This window comes from Modicisalibacter sp. MOD 31.J (assembly GCF_020147985.1).
GTDB lineage: Bacteria > Pseudomonadota > Gammaproteobacteria > Pseudomonadales > Halomonadaceae > Modicisalibacter > Modicisalibacter coralii.
Window position 1 is genome coordinate 403,944 of record NZ_JAGXFF010000005.1, and the last position, 22,910, is coordinate 426,853.

Annotated in this window: 29 protein-coding genes and 1 pseudogene; 26 read left to right on the plus strand and 4 right to left on the minus strand. The window is 64.9% G+C overall.

The features are described from left to right. The first annotated feature begins 4 nt into the window (after window positions 1-4). The 26 genes and pseudogenes from gpM to KGR00_RS18800 all read left to right on the plus strand — a co-directional run. A complete protein-coding gene (gene gpM, locus KGR00_RS18670; protein ID WP_224424464.1) occupies window positions 5-685 on the plus strand; it encodes a phage terminase small subunit in 681 nt (226 codons plus the stop codon). A gap of 104 nt (window positions 686-789) precedes the next feature. After that, a complete protein-coding gene (locus KGR00_RS18675) occupies window positions 790-1,260 on the plus strand; it encodes a head completion/stabilization protein (RefSeq protein WP_224424465.1) in 471 nt (156 codons plus the stop codon). Next, window positions 1,260-1,472, plus strand: coding sequence for a tail protein X (locus KGR00_RS18680; protein WP_224424466.1), 213 nt, complete (start codon window positions 1,260-1,262; stop codon window positions 1,470-1,472). Before KGR00_RS18675 ends, KGR00_RS18680 begins: the two co-directional genes overlap by 1 nt. A 51-nt stretch (window positions 1,473-1,523) precedes the next feature. Continuing rightward, a complete protein-coding gene (locus tag KGR00_RS18685; protein WP_224424467.1) occupies window positions 1,524-1,814 on the plus strand; it encodes a hypothetical protein in 291 nt (96 codons plus the stop codon). Then, a complete protein-coding gene (locus KGR00_RS18690) occupies window positions 1,811-2,617 on the plus strand; it encodes an N-acetylmuramidase family protein (RefSeq protein WP_224424468.1) in 807 nt (268 codons plus the stop codon). Before KGR00_RS18685 ends, KGR00_RS18690 begins: the two co-directional genes overlap by 4 nt. Beyond that, window positions 2,614-3,051: a 3TM-type holin gene (locus KGR00_RS18695; protein WP_224424469.1), complete on the plus strand. Its 438-nt coding sequence runs from the start codon at window positions 2,614-2,616 to the stop codon at window positions 3,049-3,051. Before KGR00_RS18690 ends, KGR00_RS18695 begins: the two co-directional genes overlap by 4 nt. Beyond that, window positions 3,048-3,539 (plus strand): phage tail protein, encoded by a 492-nt coding sequence (locus KGR00_RS18700; RefSeq protein WP_224424470.1) that lies wholly within the window; start codon window positions 3,048-3,050, stop codon window positions 3,537-3,539. Before KGR00_RS18695 ends, KGR00_RS18700 begins: the two co-directional genes overlap by 4 nt. Beyond that, the gene (locus KGR00_RS18705; protein WP_224424471.1) at window positions 3,532-3,987 is read left to right on the plus strand and encodes a phage virion morphogenesis protein; all 456 of its coding nucleotides are present in this window, start codon (window positions 3,532-3,534) and stop codon (window positions 3,985-3,987) included. The genes KGR00_RS18700 and KGR00_RS18705 overlap by 8 nt, the downstream gene beginning before the upstream one ends. A gap of 60 nt (window positions 3,988-4,047) precedes the next feature. After that, the gene (locus KGR00_RS18710; RefSeq protein WP_224424472.1) at window positions 4,048-4,659 is read left to right on the plus strand and encodes a phage baseplate assembly protein V; all 612 of its coding nucleotides are present in this window, start codon (window positions 4,048-4,050) and stop codon (window positions 4,657-4,659) included. Then, the gene (locus KGR00_RS18715; RefSeq protein ID WP_224424473.1) at window positions 4,659-4,997 is read left to right on the plus strand and encodes a GPW/gp25 family protein; all 339 of its coding nucleotides are present in this window, start codon (window positions 4,659-4,661) and stop codon (window positions 4,995-4,997) included. The genes KGR00_RS18710 and KGR00_RS18715 overlap by 1 nt, the downstream gene beginning before the upstream one ends. Continuing rightward, complete coding sequence (locus KGR00_RS18720) at window positions 4,994-5,944, plus strand: baseplate J/gp47 family protein (RefSeq protein WP_224424474.1); 951 nt, start codon at window positions 4,994-4,996, stop codon at window positions 5,942-5,944. Before KGR00_RS18715 ends, KGR00_RS18720 begins: the two co-directional genes overlap by 4 nt. Further along, complete coding sequence (locus KGR00_RS18725) at window positions 5,937-7,151, plus strand: phage tail protein I (protein WP_224424475.1); 1,215 nt, start codon at window positions 5,937-5,939, stop codon at window positions 7,149-7,151. Before KGR00_RS18720 ends, KGR00_RS18725 begins: the two co-directional genes overlap by 8 nt. 12 nt (window positions 7,152-7,163) lie before the next feature. Then, window positions 7,164-9,416 carry a hypothetical protein gene (locus KGR00_RS18730; protein WP_224424476.1) on the plus strand — a complete coding sequence of 751 codons (2,253 nt, stop codon included), beginning with the start codon at window positions 7,164-7,166 and terminating at the stop codon, window positions 9,414-9,416. Window positions 9,417-9,425: 9 nt separating this feature from the next. Continuing rightward, entirely contained in the window at window positions 9,426-10,439 is a 1,014-nt protein-coding gene (locus tag KGR00_RS18735; RefSeq protein WP_224424477.1) for a hypothetical protein, read from the plus strand. Next, window positions 10,436-11,458: a hypothetical protein gene (locus tag KGR00_RS18740; RefSeq protein WP_224424478.1), complete on the plus strand. Its 1,023-nt coding sequence runs from the start codon at window positions 10,436-10,438 to the stop codon at window positions 11,456-11,458. The genes KGR00_RS18735 and KGR00_RS18740 overlap by 4 nt, the downstream gene beginning before the upstream one ends. Before the next feature lie 12 nt (window positions 11,459-11,470). Then, complete coding sequence (locus KGR00_RS18745) at window positions 11,471-12,064, plus strand: DUF4376 domain-containing protein (protein ID WP_224424479.1); 594 nt, start codon at window positions 11,471-11,473, stop codon at window positions 12,062-12,064. 108 nt (window positions 12,065-12,172) lie between these two features. After that, window positions 12,173-13,348 carry a phage tail sheath protein gene (locus KGR00_RS18750; protein ID WP_224424480.1) on the plus strand — a complete coding sequence of 392 codons (1,176 nt, stop codon included), beginning with the start codon at window positions 12,173-12,175 and terminating at the stop codon, window positions 13,346-13,348. Window positions 13,349-13,360: 12 nt separating this feature from the next. Beyond that, the gene (locus tag KGR00_RS18755) at window positions 13,361-13,873 is read left to right on the plus strand and encodes a phage major tail tube protein (RefSeq protein WP_224424481.1); all 513 of its coding nucleotides are present in this window, start codon (window positions 13,361-13,363) and stop codon (window positions 13,871-13,873) included. 61 nt (window positions 13,874-13,934) lie between these two features. Next, window positions 13,935-14,270 carry a phage tail assembly protein gene (locus tag KGR00_RS18760; protein ID WP_224424482.1) on the plus strand — a complete coding sequence of 112 codons (336 nt, stop codon included), beginning with the start codon at window positions 13,935-13,937 and terminating at the stop codon, window positions 14,268-14,270. A 158-nt stretch (window positions 14,271-14,428) separates the two neighbouring features. Continuing rightward, entirely contained in the window at window positions 14,429-17,323 is a 2,895-nt protein-coding gene (locus tag KGR00_RS18770) for a phage tail tape measure protein (RefSeq protein ID WP_224424483.1), read from the plus strand. Window positions 17,324-17,335: 12 nt separating this feature from the next. Next, complete coding sequence (locus KGR00_RS18775) at window positions 17,336-17,776, plus strand: phage tail protein (protein WP_224424484.1); 441 nt, start codon at window positions 17,336-17,338, stop codon at window positions 17,774-17,776. A 3-nt stretch (window positions 17,777-17,779) separates the two neighbouring features. Next, complete coding sequence (locus KGR00_RS18780; RefSeq protein ID WP_224424485.1) at window positions 17,780-18,769, plus strand: contractile injection system protein, VgrG/Pvc8 family; 990 nt, start codon at window positions 17,780-17,782, stop codon at window positions 18,767-18,769. Between the two features lie 187 nt (window positions 18,770-18,956). Beyond that, window positions 18,957-19,220: a hypothetical protein gene (locus KGR00_RS18785; protein ID WP_224424486.1), complete on the plus strand. Its 264-nt coding sequence runs from the start codon at window positions 18,957-18,959 to the stop codon at window positions 19,218-19,220. A gap of 76 nt (window positions 19,221-19,296) precedes the next feature. Further along, the gene (locus KGR00_RS18790) at window positions 19,297-19,542 is read left to right on the plus strand and encodes a hypothetical protein (RefSeq protein ID WP_224424487.1); all 246 of its coding nucleotides are present in this window, start codon (window positions 19,297-19,299) and stop codon (window positions 19,540-19,542) included. 51 nt (window positions 19,543-19,593) lie between these two features. Beyond that, the gene (locus KGR00_RS18795) at window positions 19,594-20,097 is read left to right on the plus strand and encodes a hypothetical protein (protein ID WP_224424488.1); all 504 of its coding nucleotides are present in this window, start codon (window positions 19,594-19,596) and stop codon (window positions 20,095-20,097) included. Between the two features lie 49 nt (window positions 20,098-20,146). Continuing rightward, window positions 20,147-20,281 (plus strand): annotated as a pseudogene (locus KGR00_RS18800) (ISL3 family transposase); the annotation flags it as partial. A 316-nt stretch (window positions 20,282-20,597) separates the two neighbouring features. On the opposite strand, the gene KGR00_RS18805 reads toward KGR00_RS18800, so the two are convergent. From KGR00_RS18805 to KGR00_RS18820, 4 genes are all read right to left on the minus strand, one after another. Continuing rightward, complete coding sequence (locus tag KGR00_RS18805; protein WP_224424489.1) at window positions 20,598-20,783, minus strand: DUF2158 domain-containing protein; 186 nt, start codon at window positions 20,781-20,783, stop codon at window positions 20,598-20,600. A gap of 124 nt (window positions 20,784-20,907) precedes the next feature. Further along, window positions 20,908-21,417 (minus strand): hypothetical protein, encoded by a 510-nt coding sequence (locus KGR00_RS18810; protein WP_224424490.1) that lies wholly within the window; start codon window positions 21,415-21,417, stop codon window positions 20,908-20,910. 35 nt (window positions 21,418-21,452) lie between these two features. Then, complete coding sequence (locus tag KGR00_RS18815) at window positions 21,453-21,809, minus strand: hypothetical protein (RefSeq protein WP_224424491.1); 357 nt, start codon at window positions 21,807-21,809, stop codon at window positions 21,453-21,455. Window positions 21,810-21,822: 13 nt separating this feature from the next. Beyond that, complete coding sequence (locus tag KGR00_RS18820; protein ID WP_224424492.1) at window positions 21,823-22,869, minus strand: hypothetical protein; 1,047 nt, start codon at window positions 22,867-22,869, stop codon at window positions 21,823-21,825. Window positions 22,870-22,910 lie beyond the last annotated feature (41 nt).

Here is a 22,910-nt window from a genome sequence, read left to right on the forward strand (position 1 = left end):
AGCGATGCACAGCCCAGCCCGCCGCCACTTCCAGCGAGTCTCCGCCGCCCAGGCGGCGGGGACCGCCGACCCCAGCCAGCCCCAGAACGGTGAGCAGTACGAGCTGCACGCCGCCGCGCTCTGGGAGGCCCGCCGCACGCTCAAGGCCATCAAGTCTGTGCAGGCCAAGATCGCCAAGAAGCACGAGCTGCTGCCCCAGTTCGACGCCTACATCACCGGCGTGCTCGAGGGCGGCAACGGCGCCCAGGACGACGTGCTGATGACCGTGCTCGTCTGGCGCATCGACACTGGCGACCTCGCCGGTGCCCTGGACATTGCCGAGTACGCCATGAAGCACGACCTGCAGACGCCCGACCGCTACGAGCGTGACACCGCCAGCCTGATCGCCGAAGAGATCGCCGATCAGGCGCTGCGTATGCTCGGCGAGGAAGGCGCCGATGCTCCGGCCCTGGTCGATCTGCTCGAGCGTGCCGACGCCCTGGTCGCCGATCACGACATGCACGACGAGATCCGCGCCAAGCTCCACAAGTCGCTGGGCTACGCCTACCGCGACGCGGGCCGGCCCGACGATGCCCTCGAGCAGTTGCAGGCGGCCCTCGCGCTCAACGAGCGCGCCGGGGTGAAGAAGGACATCGAACGCCTGGAGCGCGAGATCAAGAACGCCAACGATCAGGGCAACGCCTGATCGGCCACCGAGTCGCACGCCGACGCCAAGGGGGCGTCGGGGGAGAGCGGGCCATAGGCCTCATCTCGTCGATCCCGACCCACCCCCTTTCTTGAGGGCCAGCCATGTCACTCGTCGCCTACGGCAACGGCACCGCCGCCACCGAAACCCCCGAGATCGCCAACAACGGCTTCTGGCCCGCCATCGATCCCGACACGTTTCGCAGCGAGCACCGCGTCGAATCCACCGTCACGACACCGCGAGTGCTGACCGCCCTGCGCATCGCCATGGCCAGCCTCAACCGGCAGCTCGCCGACTGGCAGCGCGAGCAGGTCGAGGCCGGCCACACCACCGCCGACGCCGTGCCCCTCGAGGACTGGCAGATCAGCGGGCACCACTCGCTGCTCTACGTCCGCGCCGTCTACGCCGAGGCGCATGCCCAACTGCTCGAGCGATACCGCGAGGTCAGCGCGACTCAGGACGGCGACGAACGCGGTGAGGCCAAGGCGGATGCCGCCGAGGACTATCGTCGTGATGCCCGCTGGGCGGTCGCCGAGATCATCGGCGAACCGCACACCACGGTGGAACTGATTTGATGCCGCGCATCGTCCATGCCCATCAGCGCGAGCCGCTCGACGCCCTCTGCTACCGAGTCTTCGGGCGCACCGCCGGCATCACCGAGCAGGTGCTCACGCTCAACCCCGGCCTGGCCGAGCTGGGCCCGGCGCTCCCCCAGGGCACGCCCGTCATGCTGCCCGATGACCCAATACCACCGCAGCGCACCGATGTCGTGCAGCTGTGGGACTGAGACGCAGGACTGACCGAGGAAACCATGTCAGAGGCAACCGAGGATCGAAACGTGAAACCCAACGTCTTCGAGCGGCATCTACAGACCGGCATCCAGTTGATTCTGGTCGCCCTGCTCGGCTGGGCCGGTCTCAAGCTGGTCTCGCTGGGCGAGGATAGCGCCGCACTACGCGAACGCATCACCTACCAGGGCGCGCAGATCGCCAGTCTGCGCAGCGATCTGCGCGACTGGAGCAACCTCTATTACCGCAAGGCCGACGCCAGCCGCGAGATCGGCGCCCTGCAGGACGACGTCCGGGCACTCAAGCAACGCGTCAGCCGCCTCGAGGAGACTCGCCCATGATCCTGCGTCACGGTGATCACGGGTATCGCGTCACCTCGCTGCAGCAGGACCTGGCGCGTGCCGGGCACGCGATCGAGGTCGACGGCTGGTTCGGCGACCAGACCGAAGTCGCCGTTCGTGCCGAGCAACGTCGGCACGGCCTCGTCGTCGACGGTCTCGCCGGCCCCAAGACTCGCGCCGCCCTGCAAGGCAGGCCACTGCCCAAGACGCTCAAGCAAGTAGACCTCGAGCAGGCCGCCGACCGCCTCGACGTCGATCTTGCCGCGGTCATGGCGGTCAACGAAGTCGAGTCCCGCGGCCGGGGCTTCTTCGCCGTCGACCGCCCGGCGATCCTCTACGAACGCCACATCATGCGCCGCCGGCTGCGACTGCACGGCATCCCGCCGGAGCCGATCGCACGCCTGCAACCGGACCTGGTCAACCGCAGGCCCGGCGGCTACGTCGGCGGCATCGCCGAGTGGCAACGGCTCGATCGTGCCCGTGACCTCGACGACGCTTCGGCGCTGGAGTCCTGTTCCTGGGGGCTGTTCCAGATCATGGGCTATCACTGGCACCGGCTAGGCTATGCGTCGATTCACGCATTTGTCGCGAATATGCAGGAATCCGAATCCAGCCAGCTCGAGGCCTTCGTGCGCTTCATCGAGGCCGACCCCACCCTGCACGACGCGTTGAGGGGCCGTCATTGGACAGTCTTCGCCGAGCGTTACAACGGACCCGCCTACGCGAAGCACGACTACGACAGCCGCCTCGCCGCTGCCGCTCGCCGCCATGCGCTGGCTCTACAGGAGGAACTTGCCGCATGAACCTCATCAGCAGTCTGATCGGCACCATCGCCGAGCCGGTCATGGACGTCATCGACAAGGCCGTCGAGGACAAGGATCAGGCCAACCGACTCAAGGCCGAACTTCGCCGGCGACTGATCGACCAGCAGGACGCCACGCTGCAGGCACGGATGAAGATCATCCTCGCCGAGGCCACCGGCGAGTCCTGGCTGCAACGCAACTGGCGACCGCTGCTGATGCTGGTGATCGTCGCCATCATCGCCAACAACTACCTGATCGCGCCTTACCTCGGCGCCATGTTCGGGGTCGGCTTGCAGCTCGAGCTGCCCGACTTCCTCTGGGAGACGATCAAGATCGGCATCGGCGGCTATATCGCCGGGCGCAGCATCGAGAAGACCGCCGGCCGCATCAAGGGCACCGGTCCGGGGCTGCTGGATAGGGTCGACACGCGATGAAAAAACTCACCGCCCTGCGCAATCACCTGCTCGCCAGCATCCCCGGCCTGGCCAATGATCCCGATCGGCTGCTGATGTTCATCCAGGACGGCCGCGTCGCTTTCCACCGTGGCGAGCACCTGTCCCACGAGTACCGCGTGCCCGCCCAGATCGTACTCACCGACTACAGCGGCACCCTCGACACCGTGATGGTCCCGCTGCTGCAGTGGCTCGCCCACTACCAGCCCGACCTCACCCCCGACGAGGCGGTCACCCTGGAAGCCGAGATCCTCGCCAATGACCGCTGGGATCTCGCCCTGACCGTCATGCTCACCGAGCGCGTCGTCGCGCTGGTCGACTGCGAGCAAGGCCGCATTGATGTCAAGCACCTCATGCCCGAGTACCCCATCGATGCCTGCCCGGCGTCGCATTGGCAGGTCTTCATCCGCGACCCGGCCACCCATCGCGACTGGTCACTGATCGCCGAGTGGGGCGCGGCACATGAGTGACGACCTGCAGGCGCTCGAGGACTGGGTCGCCCCGTTGCTCGCGCGGCTCGATGCCGGCCAGCGCCGCCAGCTCGCCCGGCGTGTCGCGCTCGACCTGCGCCGCAGCCAGCGCGAGCGCATCAAGGCCCAGCAGAATCCCGACGGCACGCCGTTCGCGCCCCGCAAGCCCCAATACCGTGCCCAGCAGGGCGCGATCCGGCGCAAGGCCATGTTCGCGAAGATCCGCACGGCCAAGTACCTCAAGGCCCGCGCCCAGGGCGACACCGCCGAGGTCGGCTTCGTCGGCCGTGTCGCCCACATCGCCCGGATCCACCAAGAGGGCCTGCGCGCCCGCGTCGATCGCGACGGGCCCTACTACGACTACCCCGAACGCCGCCTGGTCGGCATCACCGATGCCGATCGCCAGCGCATCCTCGACGGCGTCATCGACCACCTCGACACGTTGTAGATCGCCGATCTACAACCACCCGCGCTAGAGCTGACCGCCGGGCCGCGCAAGCATGGCCACATGCAAACGTCCCCCGAACTGCTGCGCCTGATCCACAACATCGTTCGCATCGGCACCGTGAGCGAGATCGATCCCGGCGCACCGCCGCCCGACTACAAACCGCCCCGCGTGCGCGTGGCCACCGGCGACATCACCACCGGCTGGCTGCACTGGCGGGAATCGCGCGTGGGCACGACCCGCACCTGGAACCCGCCGACGCCCGGCGAGCAAGTACTGGTGATCGCCCCGGGAGGGATTCTGGAAGGGGCCATCGTCATGCCAGGTATCTACCAAAAGGCGCTGCCCCCGCCGACACCGACGCACGACCTCAACGTCACCATGGTCGAGCTGCCCGACGGTGCCACGCTGGTCTATGACCACGAGCGCTCGCACCTCGAGGCCACGCTACCCGGGTCCGCCACGATCACCGCCCAGGGCGATATAGCCGTCACTACCGAGGCGGCGATGACGCTGACCGCAAAGGGCGGGCTGACGATCGATGGCGACACCAAGATCCAGGGCAAGCTGTCGATCGCCGGCGGCGCCGTCACCCACAACGGCACCGACATCGGCGACACGCACCGCCACAAGGGCGTCATGTCGGGATCGAGCATCAGCAAGGGGCCGGTGTGATGGCGGGCATGAACGACCGCACCGGCACGGCGCTCGGCGGCCTCGCGCACATCGAGCAAAGCGTGGCCGACATTTTGACCACGCCGCTCGGAACCCGCGTCATGCGCCGCGAGTACGGCTCCCTGCTGCCCGACATCATCGACCAACCGCTCAACGACGCCAATCTGCTGCGCCTGTACGCCGCCGCGGTCATCGCGCTCGCCCGCTGGGAGCCACGCATCCGCGTCAACACCCTGGGCCATCGCATCGATGCCGGCCAGCCCGGCCACGCCTCGCTGATCATCGACGCCCAGACCGTCGAGGGCCAACCCGTCTCCCTGGAGGTCCCGCTGCGATGACCACGCCCATCGATCTGTCGCGGCTGCCGCTGCCGGCCGTCGTCGAGAACATCGACTTCGAGGCGATCCTCGCCGACCGTCAGGCCCGGCTGCTCGAACTTTACCCCGCCGACGAGCGCGCGGCCGTCGCCGACCTGCTCGCCCTGGAGTCCGAGCCGCTGACCAAGTACCTGCAGGAGAACGCCTACCGCGAGATGGTTCTGCGTCAGCGCATCAACGAAGCCGCGGCCGCCGGCATGCTGGCCGCCAACTTCGGCGCCGACCTCGACGGGGTCGCCGGGCGTTACGAGACCCAACGCCTCGCCGGCGAGAGCGACGAGCGCCTGCGCGAGCGCACCCAACTGGCGTTCTACCAGGTCGCCGCCGCGGGCCCCGCCGAGCGTTACCGCCGTGTCGCGCTCGACGCCCACCCCGATGTGGTCCAGGTCGATGCCTGGCAGGAGCGTCCGGGCGTGGTACGTATCGCCCTGCTCACTCGCCAGACCGTCAACCAGGCCGACGTCACGCTCGAGCAACTGGCCATCGGCCGCGCCCTGTTCTCCCAGCCCAGCAACCAGGCACTGGCCACCATCGTCGGGCCGGCGACCGGCACGGCCGTCAGCGCCGCCAAGCAACGCCTGCAGGCCGAGGATGTCCAGCCGGTGGGCGTCGACCTGCGCGTCGGCGTGGCCGACATCCTCGCCTACCGCATCGAGGCCACCCTGGTCGTGCCGCGCGGGCCGGATCCGCAGCGCCTGCTCGCCGCCGCCCGCACCCAGCTCGATGCCTATCTCAAGGCCACCGCCTTTCGGGTCGACATCCATCGCCCGGCACTGCAGGCCGCCCTGCTCCCGGACGGCGCGCGCACCGTCGAGCTGATCGCCCCGGCCGACACCCTGGCGCGCGGCGCGGGCCAGATTGCCGTCTGCACCCAGATCGATCTGCGTGTCGAGGTTCGCGATGACTGACCACCTGGCGCCACTGCTGCCACCCAACGCCACCGCCCAGGCTCGTCGGGTCGCCCAGGCCACCACCTCGGACGTCTCGCCCGAGATCCTGCGCACGCTCTACGATCCCCAGCGCATCCCCGCCGAGCTGCTGCCCTGGCTGGCCTGGGGCGAGAACGTCCCGATCTGGCCCGACGACGAACGCGCGCGCCGCGACATCATCGCGCGCAGTCGCCGCCTGCATGGCCTGATCGGCACCGCCGCCGGGCTGCGCGCCGGTGCCCGCCTGACCGCCGGCGAGGTCACGCGCCTGATCACGCCGCCGGCCAAGACCTTTCTCGGCTACTGGGATGCCCAATCGCGGCGCGACTGGCTGGCCGCCATGCCGCAACTGCGCATCTACCCGCGACGTGCGCGCACGGTCGCCCAGTCCCTCATGCTGGGCCACGCCCATGTGGGTCAGCCCAGCGAGCCCGCGCTGCGCAGCGATGCCGTGTTCCGGGCCACGTCTCGCACCACGCTGTGGCGGCCCGACGGCACCGAGACCGAGCTGACCTCGCGAGAGTGGCGCCATACCGACGCCACCGGCAACGCCACCCTCGAAGTGGCCCGCGCGGGTCGCTCGGTCGGCCTGCACTGCGGCCAGTGGCTGGGCGGGTACCCCGCGAATTTCCACGCCGGGCAACGGCTCTATCGAGTCGACCAGCAGGCCTACCGCTACGCCACGGCCTCGCTATCGATCCGCACCACCACGGCATCGCTCGAGCCGCTCTCAACCGACGTCGAGATCGTCGGCGAGCGCGCGCCGCGTCCGCGTGCCCAGCTCACCGGCCTGCCGGTCGGCGGCCAGCACCTCGCCCGGCTGGACAGCGAGACCCGCTACTACCGGCGCAGCTACCTGCACGACCCCGACATCCAGGGTCGCACCACCGCGAGCCCGGCGCACCTGGGCGCCACCCGGCTGGGCATGCCGGCGTTCCACGTCGAGGCCCGCGTGCGCGTGCCGGCGCGCCGCTCGACCACCCTGCATCTCGATGGCCACATCGGCTCGCTGATGCCAGCAGACCGCGGCGCCGGCCAACACCTGACCCCGACGCTGGACGCCATGGCGTGGATGCGCGCCGAGGCCGACAAGATCCTGATCGACACCCGACACACCAGCCCCTTGCTGGCCCGCCAGACCCTCGTCGCCGGCGACTACACCGCCGGGCAGATCATCGAGCGATAACCGGAGCACCCCATGGAAAAGCAGGTCATCTACCGCGACCGTCAGGAACTCCAGGCAACCGACCTGGACAACACCCAACAGTGGGGCGACGACGCCCTGTCGCACGTCATTCACGACGCGATCTCCGGCGAGCGCCACTACACCGGCATGAGCGTGTCGTCGTCCAGCGCGACCGAACTCAACATCGCCGCCGGCCGGCTCTATGACGGCAGCGACGGCCGCGTCTACACCATCGACGCGCCGCAGATCAAAAGCGTGTTCGGCCTGCTGCCCCTGCAGGACGAGAAGTGGCTGGCCGTTTCCGTGGTCGGCCAGGAGATCGAGACCAACCTCGAGCCCCGCGACTTCCTGGTCGACCTGCAGACCCGCGAGGTCGAGCCACAGACGGTCGCCATGCAGCGCGCCCGTGTCGCCGAGGTACACATCGCCCAGGGGTTGGAATCCCCCACCCCCGAAAAGCCCGAGCCGCCTACCGGCTACACCCTGATCGCCCAGGTCCGCCTCAACAGCTCGGGCATCCAGGAAATCGTGCTGGCCGAGACCCGCCGCCTACCCAACCTGCACCAGGTCGCCGGCCGGCTGGGCACCGTCGAAGGCTGGATCACCACCGCCGAGCCGCGTATCGCGCACATTCAGTCCGACATCGCGGGCCTGGCTGATGGCCTGAATCGTCGCGCCACGATCGAGCAGGCCATCCAGCTCGGCATGGACATGGCCAAGGTCAAGGAGCGCCTCGAGCTGCCCGACGACTACGTGTTCTACGGCGCCGATCACTACCTCGATGCTCGCGAGACCGACGACAGCCCGGCCGACTACAGCGCCTATCTCGACGAGGGCATCCGCTTCGCCCCCGGGGCCACCGCGACCAGTCAGCTCGCCATCGACAACCCGCTGGACGGCGCGGCCAGCCTCAGCGATGACGGTTTCCTGCTGCCACGCTTCGATGAGCAGCCGCGCCTGCGCCTGGAAACCCGCGCCGGCGAAATGACCATCAACCAGTACCAGTACCAGACCGTCGAGACCGTGCGCCGCACCATGACCCGGCAGCGTATCCGCTACGGCGCCACGCGCACCGTATGCACCAACTCGAGCTTCTGGCGCAGCGGCAACTACGACATTGCCAGCGGGATCTTCAGCAAGGACGGCGAGACCTTCGAGGTCAAAGACGATCACGGCAATCGCGACGGCCCCGGCGGGCTCACCCACTGGGTGCGCATCACCCAGTTCTGGGCGGACGACTACGAGGAACCCTACTGGGACGCCGAGACCACAACCCACACCGTGCAGGGCAGCATCATCGGCCAGACCTTCCTGTCGGCCCAGACCGGCTGGCACACCAGCGCCGAGCTGTACTTCACCAGCGTGGCCAACGACGGCGCCGTCACTGTCATGCTCACCGCGGTCAAGAACGGCCAGCCCAATATGGACCGTGTGCTCGCCGCCGCCACCCTCACCGCCGACGGTCTGGCCGCCGGCTGGCAACGCATCCCCTGGGACCGCCCGGTGTTCATCGAGGCCGGCAAGCGCTACGCCCTGGTCGTCACCTCCGGCGGTGCGCACCGCGTCGGCTTCGCCAAGGGCACCGAATACACCCAGGGCATCCTCTGCTACAGCCAGGACCGCGAGTTCTTCATCGAAGCCAGCGACCGCGACCTGATGATGCGCTTGAACTTCGCCAAGTTCCGCGCGCCCCGCGTCGCCATCCAGCTCAAGGCCCTCGAGCTCGCCGGCGGCATCCACGACATCGACATGCTGTTCCAGGGCTTCACCCCCGACGGCACCGAGCTTGCCTTCGAGTACCGTATCGGCGGTGTCTGGTACACCATCGAAGCCGGCACCGCCGAAGCGCTCGACGTCTCGCCCGCGCTGCTGCCGCTGCGCGTGGTCTTCACCGGCACCACCGACCTGATGCCCGGCCTGCAGCTCAACGGCAGCCAGGTCAAGCTCGCTCAGCACGGCACAGCGTTCCGCCACTACTCCACCGAGCGCACCCTCGACACCCCCAGCGACACCCTGATCGTGCGCACCCTGGTCGAGGACTACGTCCCCGACGTGCACACCGTGGACGTCGCCCTGATCGTCGATGGCACCGCGGTCGCCGCTACTGGCCAGATCACCGAGCGCGTCGACGGCCGCAGCCACTGGCTGGAATCCCGATTCACTCTGGACGCGCCGGCCACGGCCTACGCCATTCGCATCGACGGCGCGACCACCGACCCCTTCGTCGGATTCCACGTCGCCGAACGCTACGATATCGCGCTGTAAGGAGCGAGCATGGCCACCCGACTGCCCAACTACCAGATGCGCGACGGGGTGACCCGTCTCGGCCAGTCGTACTTCAACCCGATCTGGGCGGATCTCGACTCACGACTGGACGCCCTCGAGCGCGTGCGCATCAACTGGGACAGCCAGGTCGCCCAGTTGCGCGAACTCGGGCTACGGCGAATCGACGACTACATCCGCCCGCTCACCGACGAGGTCGACGCCCTGCTCGAGGCCGCGCGCACCGAGACCGACGGCCTCGCGGTCGCCCTGGTCGACGAGCACCTCACCCCGGTGATCGCGCAGGTCAACGCCATCCTCGCCCAGGCCCAGACCGCTACCGACGGCATCGCCCAGACCCTGGTCGACGAGCACATCGCCCCGATTCTGGCCCAGGCCCAGGGCGTGCTCGGCGAGATCCAGGCCATTCGCCAGCAGTCCAACACCAGCGCCCAGGCGACGCTCACCGAGATCGACGAGCTGCGCGACAGCGCACAGGAAAATGCCGACGCCATCGCCACCCTGCTGGCCGAGGCCGGCTGGCAGGAGCAACTGGACAACCTGGCCATCACCGCCCTGAGACCGGGCGATCTCGCCCGCGCCGGCGACTACCCGACGGTCAACGACGACGGCCAGTCCGCCGTGGGCAACGTACCCGACGATATCCAGGCCGCCCTTACCGCCGGTACCGCGTCGGCCGCGCTCGGGCGTTACGACCTCGCCGTCAATCGGAACTACCAGGCCCACGCCTCGACGGCTATTGACCTCGATCTATCAGCCGGCCCGCAGGTAGCGCTCGTAGGCAACAGCTCGCTGCGCACGGTCAACTTTGATAACGCGCCTGAGGATCGATCGATGCTGGTGATCGTTTTTGCCGTCGGCGCGGCGGGGCTGTCGTTCACGCAGCTGCCGAGTGCGGCCTACTGGGATAGCGGCGAAGTGCCCGAGGCTGGAGCGTACTGGACCCAGTACCTTTTGTGGTGGACGGGATCGTATTGGCGGGGCAGCGTGGGAATGAAGCAATGATTGAGATGTTGATGGGGGCGCGCGGAAAGAACTCTTTCAAAGACTTCGTTGCGGTGGCGACACTCATTGATTTCGGAGGGGCGGGGCCAGAATACGGGATTGCTTATCTTGACCGTTCTGATGGTAGAGTTCTAACAAAAAGAAAGTGGTCCGATTTAACGGGGTCAGCACTCGCCGGCATCGCTCCAAACTACATGGTCAAAGATGATGATTATCTTTATCTTTGGGATCTTTATGCAAAAGACCTCTACAAGTTCGATGTAAACACCCTTGAGCTTGTTCAGAAGTCGTCTGCGGCACAGGGTTTTGTTGTGAAGCCAGGTGAGATATGCGAGACAAGGGACTCTGACGGGAAAATAAAAGAAATATACTTTGCTGCTCACGATGGTAGCACGTATGTTCTCGGTGCGTGGCGGGGGCCGGACCTCACTTGTACAATCGGGTTCAAAAAAGCCGAAGGAGCAACAGCCGTTAATAGCCTGAGCACTGACGGGCTTCGGGTATATTTTGCTGGAAATACTCTGAAGTATCTCTACTATTTCGATACTTATGGAAATGGCGCAGCAGCGTCTCTTCAGACACTGATTGCTAACACTTCATCATACACCTACGATGAGCTTGTCGCATTCAACGGCTCAGGGTTTCATTTCATAACCAATAGCTCTTTAGTGAGAGCGTTCAACTCTTCTTTTAGTTACCAAGGTAACTATGGTAACGGAAATATACCAAAGAAATTTGCCAGGAAGTCGAGAGAAACCCCAAACATTTATGTGACACGCGAGGGTAATGTGATCCAAACAAACTCAATCGACTCAAATGGCTACCTAGGCGCCTACGGACCCATGACCGCATCAACCACCGAGGTTTCGACCTACGGTGTCGATGTCGCTTTGGGCTACGAAGTATATTACTCTTCTAAAAATGGCAGTGTCGTTGGGCGAGCTAAGAATTCCGGTGATGCGTGGCTAACGGAACTGGCTACGGGCAACTCATTATCGAATTCGACTCTCTGCATCTAAGTGGAGTAATAGATGATCATCAACACTGAAACCCACGAACTCGAATCCTCGCGCAAGATCAGCCAAGCGACCGGCATCCCGCTTCCCCGCAATCCGCCCGCCGAGACCCTGGCCCAACTCGCTCCGCCGCGCGCGTATGTCGTAGATAGCGAGCCGCCGGCCGGTGATGTCGTCGAGCCTTCCGGGTTCGAGAAGGGCGAGGATGGCGAGTGGCGGCAGGCGTGGAGCGTGCGGGACTACACTGCCGATGAGCTGGCCCAACGCCTCGCCGACGCTCAGGACGTCAAGCGGCGCGAGATCGAGGACGCCCGCAAAGCCGCCGAAGCCCAGGGCATCACGCTCAACGGCATCCGCTACGGGGGCGACCCCGAAAACCGCCAGGCGCTTCGAGAAGCCGTCGATCTCGCCGATGCGCAAAGCCTCAACACGTTTCCATCATGGAAAGACAGCGATGACCAGTTTCACGCGGATCATCCCGTCGCCGACGTCCGCCAGGCGCTGCTCGACATCGCCGCGCGCCGCTCGCAACTGATCGAACGCGAGGCACAACTCGCCGCGCAGATCCAGGCCGCCACCCTCGAGACCATCGACACCATCACCTGGTAACTCGTAACTCGCGCGTTGTAGATCGGCCATCTACAACCGCGAGTGCTGGAGACTCGCTCCCCCGCGGGCAAGCATGACAGCTCGAACGCTCACCCCGCAGGAGCCCCCATGGCCGATTACCATCACGGTGTCGAGGTCATCGAGATCAACGAAGGCACCCGGCCGATTCGCACGGTATCCACCGCCGTGATCGGGCTGGTGGCCACGTCCGCCGATGCCGACGCCGACGCTTTCCCGCTCAACACCCCGGTGCTCGTCACCGATCTGTATGCCGCGCTCGGCAATGCCGGCACCGACGGCACACTGGCCCGCTCGCTGCGCGCCATCGTCGCCGAGACCCGCGCGCTGGCGGTGGTGGTCCGCGTCGAGGCCGGCGCCGACGACGCCGAAACCACCGCCAACCTGATCGGTGGCGTCGACGACACCACCGGCCGCAAGACCGGCATGCAGGCCCTACTCGCCGCCGAGCAGCGCTTCGGCGTCCGACCGCGCATCCTCGGCGTGCCCGAACTCGACAACGAAAGCGTCGCCGCCGAGCTGATCGCTATCGCCCAGAAGCTGCGCGCCTTCGCCTACGTCAGCGCCCAGGGCTGCCAGACCGTCGGGGAAGCGGTCATGTACCGCGAGAACTTCGGCGCCCGTGAGGGCATGGTCATCTGGCCCGACTTCGAGGCCTTCGATACCACCGCCGAAGAGACCCGGCCGCTGTCGGCGGTGGCCAAGGCGCTCGGCCATCGCGCCCGGCTCGACAACGAGATCGGCTGGCACAAGACGCTCTCCAACGTCCCCGTCAACGGCGTCACCGGCATCAGCGCGGACGTGTTCTGGGATCTCCAGGACCCGGCCACCGATGCCGGTGTGCTCAACGCCGCCGAGGTCACCACGCTGATCAACAAGTCAGGCTTTCGCTTCTGGGGCTCGCGCACCTGCAGCGAGGACCCACTGTTCGCCTTCGAGTCCTACACCCGCACAGCACAGGTACTGGCCGATACCATGGCCGAAGCGCACCTGTGGGCGGTCGACAAGCCCATGCACCCCAGCCTGGTCAAGGACATCGTCGAGGGCATCAATGCCAAGTTCCGCGAGTTGAAGCGCCAAGGCTACCTGATCGACGGCGGCGCATGGTTCGACGAGACGCTGAACAGCAAGGAAGTGCTCAAGAGCGGCAAGCTCTACATCGATTACGACTACACCCCGGTACCGCCGCTGGAAAACCTGCTGCTGCAGCAGCGCATCACCGACCGCTACCTCGTCGACTTCGCCGAGCGCATCGCCGCCGCCTGATAGGAGCTTCCCATGGCCATCCCCAAGATCCTCAAGGACTTCAACCTGTTCGGCGACGGCAACAACTGGCAAGGGCAGGTGACGAAACTCACGCTGCCCGAGCTGGCACGCCGCATGGTCGAGTACGAAGGCGGCGGCATGGACGGCCCCATCGAAGTCGACATGGGCGCCAACCTGCAGGAGTTCACATGGACGCCCGGCGGCCTGATCGTCGACGGCCTGTTCGACACTTTCGGCTCGCCGGTCCACGACGCCGCCCAACTGCGCTTCACCGGCGCCTACGAGTCCGACGAGACCGGCGACACCGTCGCCGTCGAGATCGTCGTGCGCGGCCGCCACAAGACCATCGGCATGGGCGACGCCAGCAAGGGCGAGAACACCACCGGCGAGGTCACCACCACGCTCAGCTATTACAAGCTGACCGTGGACGGCGAGGAAATCGTCGAGATGGACCGGCCGGGCTACGTGTTCAAGGTCCGCGGCGAAGACCGCCTCGCGCAGCGCCGCCAGGCCCTGGGCATTTAACCCGCCACCGCCCCGGATAGCCGGGGCTCATTCCACCATCTGACTGACCAGGAACACGCTCATGGAAAACGCAGCATCCACCCCCGAGACTCCGGCACAGCCCAACCAGACGACCGGCGTCGAGACCGTCGTGCTGGACGAGCCGATCGCCCGCGGCAAGACCTCGATCACCGAGATCCACGTCCGCAAACCCAAGTCCGGCGCCCTGCGTGGCGTCGCGCTGACCGACGTCCTGCAGATGGACGTGCAGGCGTTGACCAAGGTCCTGCCGCGCATCACCGACCCCGCGCTCACCGAGGCCGAGATCCGCGACATGGACCCCGCCGACCTCGTCCAACTGGGTGGTGTGGTCGCCGGTTTTTTGCTGCCGAGGTCGGCCCGCGTGGAGAACGACTGACGCTCCCCGAGCACGTCGACGACGCCATGGCGGATCTCGCCATGGTGTTCCACTGGGCGCCCGCCGACATGGACGACATGCCCCTCGTCGAACTCATGGACTGGCGCGAACGCGCCCGCCGCCGCCACGAACCATCCAAGCCACGATAGGACCCGCCGATGGCCCGCGACCTGAAACTCGAAGTGATGCTCCGGGCCATCGACCAGGCGACCCGCCCGATGAAGGCGATCCAGCGCTCGACGGACGCGGCATCGAGCGCCCTCAAGGAGCAACGTCAAAAGCTCAAACGGCTACAAGCCGTGCAAAAAGACGTCAGCGCGTTCAAAAAGCTGAAAAACCAGTCCAATGCCACCGGCCAGGCCCTGCGCGAGCAGCAGGAACGCATCAAGCGTTTGTCACGGCAGATGAAGGACAACCAGGGCGACAGCGCAGCACTGGCGGCCGAACGGCGCAAGGCGATCGAGCAGGCCCGCAAGCTCAGCCGGCGCTATGACGACGAACGTCAGACCCTCCAGCGACTGAGATCGACACTCGATCAATCCGGGGTTGATACCCGGCAATTGGGACAAGCCCAGCAGCATCTCAGCCAGCAGATCAGCGAGGCCAACAGAGAAGTCGACGAACAGAAGCGCAAGCTGCAGCAACTCGCCGCACAACAGCGCCGAGCGCAGCAGGCGTCCCAGCAGTTCGACCGCAGCATGGGCCGAATCAACGCGGCACGCGGCGCGGGCATGACCGGCCTGGCCGCCGGCGGCGCCGCGCTCTACGCCGGCAGCAGGCTACTCGCCCCGGGCGTCGAGTGGTTCGAACAGATGAGCCAGGTGCAAGCGCTCACCCGGCTGGGCAAGAACGACGCGCGCATGGACGCCCTGCGCCAACAATCCCGGGACCTGGGGTCGAGCACCGCGTTCAGCGCGACCGAAGTCGGCCAGGGGCAAGCGTTCCTAGCCATGGCGGGATTCACGCCGGATGCCATCCACACCGCGATGGAGGACATGCTGAATCTGGCGCTCGCCAATGACATGGACCTGGGGCGCACGGCGGATATCAGCTCGAACATCCTCAGCGGCTTCGGGCTCGACCCGGACCAGATGGGCCGTGTCGGCGATGTCCTCACGGCCACGACGACGCGCGCCAACGTCGATCTTGAGATGCTCGGCGAGTCGATGAAGTACGTCGCCCCGCAGGCCAAGGCGATGGGGCTCTCGCTCGAGCAGGCCGCGGCCATGGCCGGCCTGCTGGGCAACGTCGGCATTCAGGGCAGCCAGGCCGGCACCACACTGCGCGCGATGATGACGCGCCTTGCCGCGCCCACCGGCAAGGCCGCCGGCGCGCTCGAGACACTCGGCATCAACGCGCAAGACGCTGACGGCAACCTGCGCGACGTGCCCAGGATCCTCGCCGACGTGGCCCGCGCGACCGAAAACATGGGCAACGCCGACCGGGCAGGCTACCTCAAGGCCATTTTCGGCGAGGAGCCCGGCGCCGGCATGGCCGAGCTGATCGACCAGCAGGGCGCCGCCGGCGTCGAGCGGTTCGTCGGCATCCTCGAGAACGCCGCCGGCGAAAGCAGCCGCGTGGCAAAGACCATGGCCGACAACATCGGCGGCGACTTGAAGGGCCTCAAGTCGGCGTGGGAGGAAGTCGGGATCTCGATCACCGATACCAACGAGGGGCCGCTACGCGAGCTGATCCAGAACGTCACCGCGATCACCCGCGCGGTCGGCAACTGGATCAAGGAGAACCCGGAGCTCGCCGGCGGCATCGCCAAGGCCGCAGCAGGCCTCGCCATCCTGGTCGCCGTGGGCGGCGCCTTCACGATCATGATGGCCTCTATACTCGGCCCCATCGTCACCGTCCGTTATGGGCTCGCGCTGCTGAGCATTCAGACCGGCGGCACGGGGGGCAAGCTGCTCAAGCTCGCCAAGGGCGCCATTCCCGCGATCGGCAAGGCCCTGCTCTGGCTGGGCCGCACGTTCGCGCTGGTCGGCCGGATGTTCCTGCTCAATCCCATCGGCCTGGCCATCACCGCCATCGCCGGAGCCGCCTACCTGATCTATCGCAACTGGGACGACATCAGCCAGTTCTTCCGCGATCGCTGGGCCGACGTGAAAGCCGCCTTCGACGACGGCGCCGGCGCGGTGATCCGGCTGCTGCTCAACTGGAACCCCATCGGGCTGATCTATCGGGCCGCCATCGCCGGGCTGGAAAAGCTCGGTGTCGACGTGCCCGATCGGCTCGGCACGCTGGGCGACGCCATCCTCGCCGCCTGGGACGTCATCAAGAACGGCGCCATGCAATTCTGGGAAGGGTTCACGTCACTGCCCGGCAAGGCGATCGACGCCATCCGCGACATGGTCGCCGCCTGGGACCTGATGGGCCAGCTCAAGGCCAAGTGGGACGAGGCTATCGCCTACCTCAAGGAACTGCCGGGCAGCATGTGGCAAGCCGGCAAGGACGTCGCCAGCGGCGTGGGTAAAGGTATCAAGGACGGCGCAGGGGCGGCAGTGGATGCCGCCGGCGAGATGGCGGACAACGTGGGCGGCTGGTTCAAGGACAAGCTCGGCATCCGCTCTCCTTCGCGCGTGTTCGCCGAGTACGGCCGGCACACTGTCGACGGCCTGACGCTGGGCCTGCAGGATCGTCAGCGCGAGCCCCTGCGTGCCGTCGATGGCCTGGCCCGCAATCTCAAGCGCGCCGGCGCCGGCATGGCCCTGGGTACCGCCGCCCTGCCCGCCATGGCCATCCAGCCGCCGACGCTCCCCGACCTGCCGGCGCTGGAGATCCGACGGCCCAGCCTGCCGACGCTGCCGGACCTGCGTATCCAGCGGCCCGACGTGGCCGACCTGGCGATCGACCGCCGCCCCCCGCTGCAATCGTCCGGCGGCAACACCGTCAACATCACCATCGGCGACATCAACGTCCAGCCCGCACCCGGCATGGACGAACGCGCCCTGGCCCGTTACGTCGCCGCCGAGGTCCAGCGTGCCCTCGACGACGCCGCGCGGGATCGCGGCGTTCGCCGGCGCAGTGCCTTCAACGATATCGACTAGGAGCATCGTGCCATGATGATGACCTACGGCATGTTCGTGTTCGGCCTCGAAACCGCCGCCTATCAGGAATTGCAGCGCGCCTCGAGCTGGCGACAGGAAGCCCAGAAGCGCGTCGGCCGCCGCCCGGCCCGCCAGTTTCTCGGCCCGGGCGACGACACCATCACCCTCACCGGCACCCTGCTGCCCGCGTTCACCGGCGGCCAACAGAACCTGGACGAACTGCGCGAGATGGCCGCCGAGGGCAACGCCTGGCCGTTGATCGAAGGCGCCGGCACCCATTACGGCCTGTTCGTCCTGCACCGCATCAACGAGCGCAAGAGCGCCTTCATGCGCGACGGCGCCGCGCAACAGATCGAATTCGACCTCACCCTCGAGCGCGTCGACGAGGACAACGCCAGCCTGTTCGGCCAGATCACCCCCGCCACCCTGCAAGCCATCACCCGTCTGGTCTAAGCCATGAAACCCGCCCGCAAGCCCGGCTATCTGATCTCCGGCCTCGGCATGTCCATCAGCCCCGCGCTGGACGCCCGCCTGCAACGCCTGCGCCTGGTCGACAAGCGCGCCATGGACGCCGACCAGCTCGAATTCACGCTCGAGGACCACGACGGCCGCCTCGCCATCCCCCGCAAAGGGGCCCGGCTGGGCCTGTCCCTCGGCTTCCAGGACCAGGGGCTGATCGATCGCGGCACCTACATCGTCGACGAGGTCGAACACGCCGGCGCCCCCGACACGCTCACCATCCGCGCGCGCAGTGCCGACCTGCGCATCGACAACCCGGCCAAGCGCTGTGGCAGCTGGCAGAAGAAGTACCTGGGCATGATCGTCGGCGACCTCGCCGGCCGGCTCGACCTGAGCCCGCGCATCGGCGGGGCGCTCGCCGGCATCTTCATCGAACACCTTGATCAAACTGACGAGAGCGACATGCACCTGCTCACGCGCCTGGCCGAACGCTTCGATGCCACCTGCACCCCCAAGAACGGCCAGTTGCTGTTCCTCCCCAAGGGCACCGGCAAGACCGCCGGTGGCACCAGGATCCCCGGACTCACCCTGCGCCGCGACGTCGGCGACCGCCACCGCTACATCGCCAGCGACCGCGAGTCCTGGACCGGCGTCATCGCCTACTGGTCGAGCCTGGAAACCGCCGAACGCCAGCGCGTCGTCATCGGCGACACCGGCAACGCCAAGCGCCTGCGCCCCACCTACGAGAACGCGGACCACGCCACCGAGGAAGCCACCGCCGAATGGCAACGCATCCAGCGCGGCCTGGCCGAGATGAGCCTGGTTCTCGCCGAGGGGCGCGCCGACCTCTACCCCGAGACGCCGGTCACCCTGCGCGACTTCAAGGCCGAGATCGACGCCACGCCCTGGCTGATCACCGAGGTCGTGCACGATATGAGCGACACCGGCTACACCACCACGCTCTCGCTCGAGATCGATACGGGTTGATCGGACCAAATAGAGTTACTGGGGTTATAAAGGGTATCCGGAATAGATGGTTAATTCCGTAACCCAGGGTGTTGTGACTTTTTCGAGGTCACAGCGCAGAAAGTGGTTGACGATGCTTGTTTTGTACCTTAAACTAGGTACAACGGTAAGGCCATAGGGGCCGACCGATAGCCAAAGGGGCTTAGCCATGAAAACCATCACCCTCGAGCAGATCCAGCAAACCGCCGGCGTCCAATCTGTCTCAGCCTGGCAGAAGGGCACCATGAAGCGCCACTATCTCGACGTAGGCCAGGCCGCCACCAAGGTCTGGTGGGAAGAGGACGGCAAGCTCCGCCTCCAAGACGGTCGCGGCCGCGACTCTAGCGCCGCCATCGAGACCATTGAGCGCTTGATCGGATGCGACTTGATCGACCGCCGCAGCCAGGCAGCCGATTACGTCATCATCAAGTGACCCCCACTTCACGTTACCCCGGCGCGCGCCGGGGTTTTGCGAGACTCACTGCCAAGAAACGACAAGGAGCTGAAAAATGTATAACGGCGGCGCTATCGAAAACACGCTCTACGCTATTTTCGCGAATGGCTCATATTGGGGAGCCTGGGACGCACAGACTGCTGAGCAGGCAATGAAGGATGCGGCAAGCGAGGTCGGGACGGATGGAGACATCAAGGGTCTGGTGGCTTTCGAAGTCAGCCTCGAGCAGCGAGAGCAAGTCGAGCGCTGGTGGGAAGATGGTGCCGACGCAGCAGATGTCCCTGAGTGCGTCGAACACTAAACCCCGCCGCCCCGGCCCAGCGCCGGGGCTTACAAATTCCCAGAGGCAATCATGAATCCTGAAACCATGTACACCCTCGGCCAGATCACGCGCTGCGCCCTTCCCGACGGCGCTGAGCCAGAGATGATTGACGTCATACTTGTTCAGCCTGCGACCGGCCTGGCCAAGGTGATGCGCTCACCTACAGCTAAATACGCTGGCGAAGATTTGGACCGGCTCGTCAGCCGCCTCCCTGATGATCTATCTGATCCAAAGGGTGGCGTGAAGATTGAAGACCAGGGGCCTTTCTGGCTCGGCTACTACCAGTGGATGGCCGCCGCAGACAAGGCCAAGGCTTGTGGCCCGGCTGAGCTGTCTGAGGCAGGTCAGGCTCTTTACGGAGAGCGCTGGCAAACTGACCTGGCTCGTGATCTAGGCATTGGTGATGCCCGCCGTGTGCGCCAGTGGATGAGCGGTGATCGCCCAATCCCCGCGGGGGTATGGGCGGATATTACACGAATCCTTCGCCGTCGAGGTCTTAACGCTTTATCGCTGTCAAGCAAGCTGGAACGGTAAGGGGGTCGCGTGACCAGTCTGACAGACAATGCCCTCCACCTGCCTGAATACCAAGCACAAGAAGAAGTCGCCACAGACCAGGGTATCCCCATTCCTGGGCAGGGCTACCATGACCTACAGCATGGGACTGCCGGAGCAAGAGAAGAACTTCGGCGTCGATCTATCAACCTTCTGGCCGGACTAAGCACTTGGAGGGGCTAGAAGGCCCCTTCAAACACTTAATCCGGATACCCTTTTTTAGCCTCGTGCTTCTCTTCCAGGCTCATCTTCTGGCACGCGAAAACGCCAATACCGATCAGGCCTCACCCAGACGACATTCGTCTCAGTCAGGCGCTGGAATGCAGTCAAAACGCTTCGACCGATCACCAGGTTTCCATCCGCGTTTTCTCGCAAAAGATGTTCTGCCTTTCCCCTTACCAGGTAATCGACAACATCGTCCTGGTAGAGGCAATCTTGACGCTCTAGTTCGGCAAGCATCCAAGCCGCCACATCCGCTGGCTTCATTCTGCTTTCTCAGTCAGCTCAAGAGAGTCTTCAGGAAAATGCCCCATCTCTAATTTTTTTCCTGCGAACCATTGACACGTATAAAGTTTATTAGGCCTGTTATAGTTACGTACAGTCATAATTGGGCCACCCGACTTAAGCTTCACGGTATCACCGACTGTAAATTTTTCAGTTGAACTCATTGAACAATCCTCGTTTTGGTTATGGCAAGTGCCTAAAGATAAGCGTGGCCTTGAGAACGCTATATTTAATGTTGACAACGCAATGACCTATGTCTCAGGTCGAAATTTCTCCAGCGGTGTCGAATTAGAAAAATTCTTCGACGAACTTTTTCCTAGATGCCTTGTTATCGTACTTGGAACTGAAGTCTTCTCGCCACGCATTCATGTCATTATGTAGCTCAGAAAAGCGAACCCCATAGAACTCTTCAACCGCTTGGCGAGGCAAAGTCGCCTGCACGTCATCTCCGCCAACCGGAATTCTCAGGGAGAGACTTTCCAACGACGGCAGGTGTCTAAACAGGCGGGCGGAGTCGATGGCGATTATCTTGTTAACCTTATCGCCAGACTCGAAATAATCGGGCAGCACTTTGGGCGCCTGAAAGGTGATGGAGCCCTGACCAGTATCGTATTCGACACTTTCCAAAATTGACGGAGAAAACACGCTTTCGGCTGCGCTCTTGAACGACTCCGCAGTCAAAGCCTTGGCAGTTTCTAATCCAGTAGAAACATCGTCGCCTGACTGCGCATATACGATACTCGCACCAGATAGCGCCAGAAAGGCAAAGACAACCAGTGCTTTTGGGATAGGTTTCATGATGATTCCCCTTGTCGCGTTATCGTAATTTCTTATCAGAATTCGGCCAGCTCCTGCCTCGCCCATCGCACCACCACGCCCCGGCAATCCACACGCCGGGCAAAGCACCCTTCACCGCCGCCCATCGGCAGCATCCGCATCCCGCCGCCGATCCGGTGGCTCCGGTAGAGATAAAGCTCGCAGTCCTCGCCAATCAGCACCAGGTCGCCGTGCTGCGCCGGCAACGCCTCGTCGACGATCAGCACGTCGCCCTCGATGATCTCGCCGTCGACACCGGCGTCCTCGCTCACTTCCACCACGTAACAGCTCGCCGGCAGGTCGCTGACCGGCACATCAGCCAATGCCGCGTGGCCGCCGCCAAGGCGCAGCGGCCCGAGATAAGTGACTTTCATCAGATACTACGAGCTATGAACAGCTGCCGCTGCAGTATGGGCTGACAGCTTCTGCGAAGGCATCGAGGTTGTCATAGTAGTACGACTGGAACCCCCCACTCCACTGGTAACCATACTGGGTCGGCTCTTTGACCTGGTCCACCGAATCGAATCCCATCAACTCACGAACGACAGATATTGCATCGTCGCGTGTCATGTCGAGCGAGATACGTTGCGCGTCAATAGGCTCGGGGTGCTCGTCTCCTACCTCCTGATTCTCCAGCGGAATAGCGTCGACGATCACTCGCTCCGCATCGGTATGCACGAAGGTAGTGAATACGCCATAGAAAGCGGCACGCCAGGTCGAATCATGGATGACATCGCTGGGATCCGCATCGAAAACATCGGGAGAAACCCGGATATGAAGGGGGTTATTCCCGACCAGTTCAAAATGTCCATTTCCCGGCGGGTAATCTTGGAATTGCTCGAACGCGGCTTTAATAGAAGCGAACTGTTTCGGGCCGGTATCGCTGGCTTCAATCTCCGCTTGCTGATCAATGGTGCTACCCAGGATTTGGACAGCGAGGTCGGGGTTGTAGTGAGTGGTCGCCCAGTAAGTGCCACCGCCCTGCTGTTCCGCGAGCCGGTAGCCGATGAACGTCCGTTCGGTGTCGTGCGTTTGGTCGGCACGGATAGCCTTGGCTATCTGGGTCAGTTGGTCGCGGGTAATTCGATCGTCCAACTCGACTTCCACCGTCCGCTTCATGTTCCCGAGGTAGTCGTCACTGAGGACCGTGTAGAGCGATGACAGGTCGGAGTCTACGGAACCATTCGACGTGGAGGACCCCGCCACCTCGGACTCCTCGCCATCCGCTGGCGCCTGGGAAGACTCGCTAGGCTCAAGGAGACCGACAGCGGCGAGGACGATCCCGATAACGAACAATGCCCCGAAACCACACACGCTACCCGCCAGATGGCGAAGCACGAAACCACGACCGCTGTTTTGCAACCGCTTGGCGATCCAGTACCAGACACCCACAAGCGCTAAAATCATGATCAGCGCTGCCAACAGATCCTTCATGATGCCCCCTGCTGTTAACTGGGCGGTGGTCCGCCCTTATT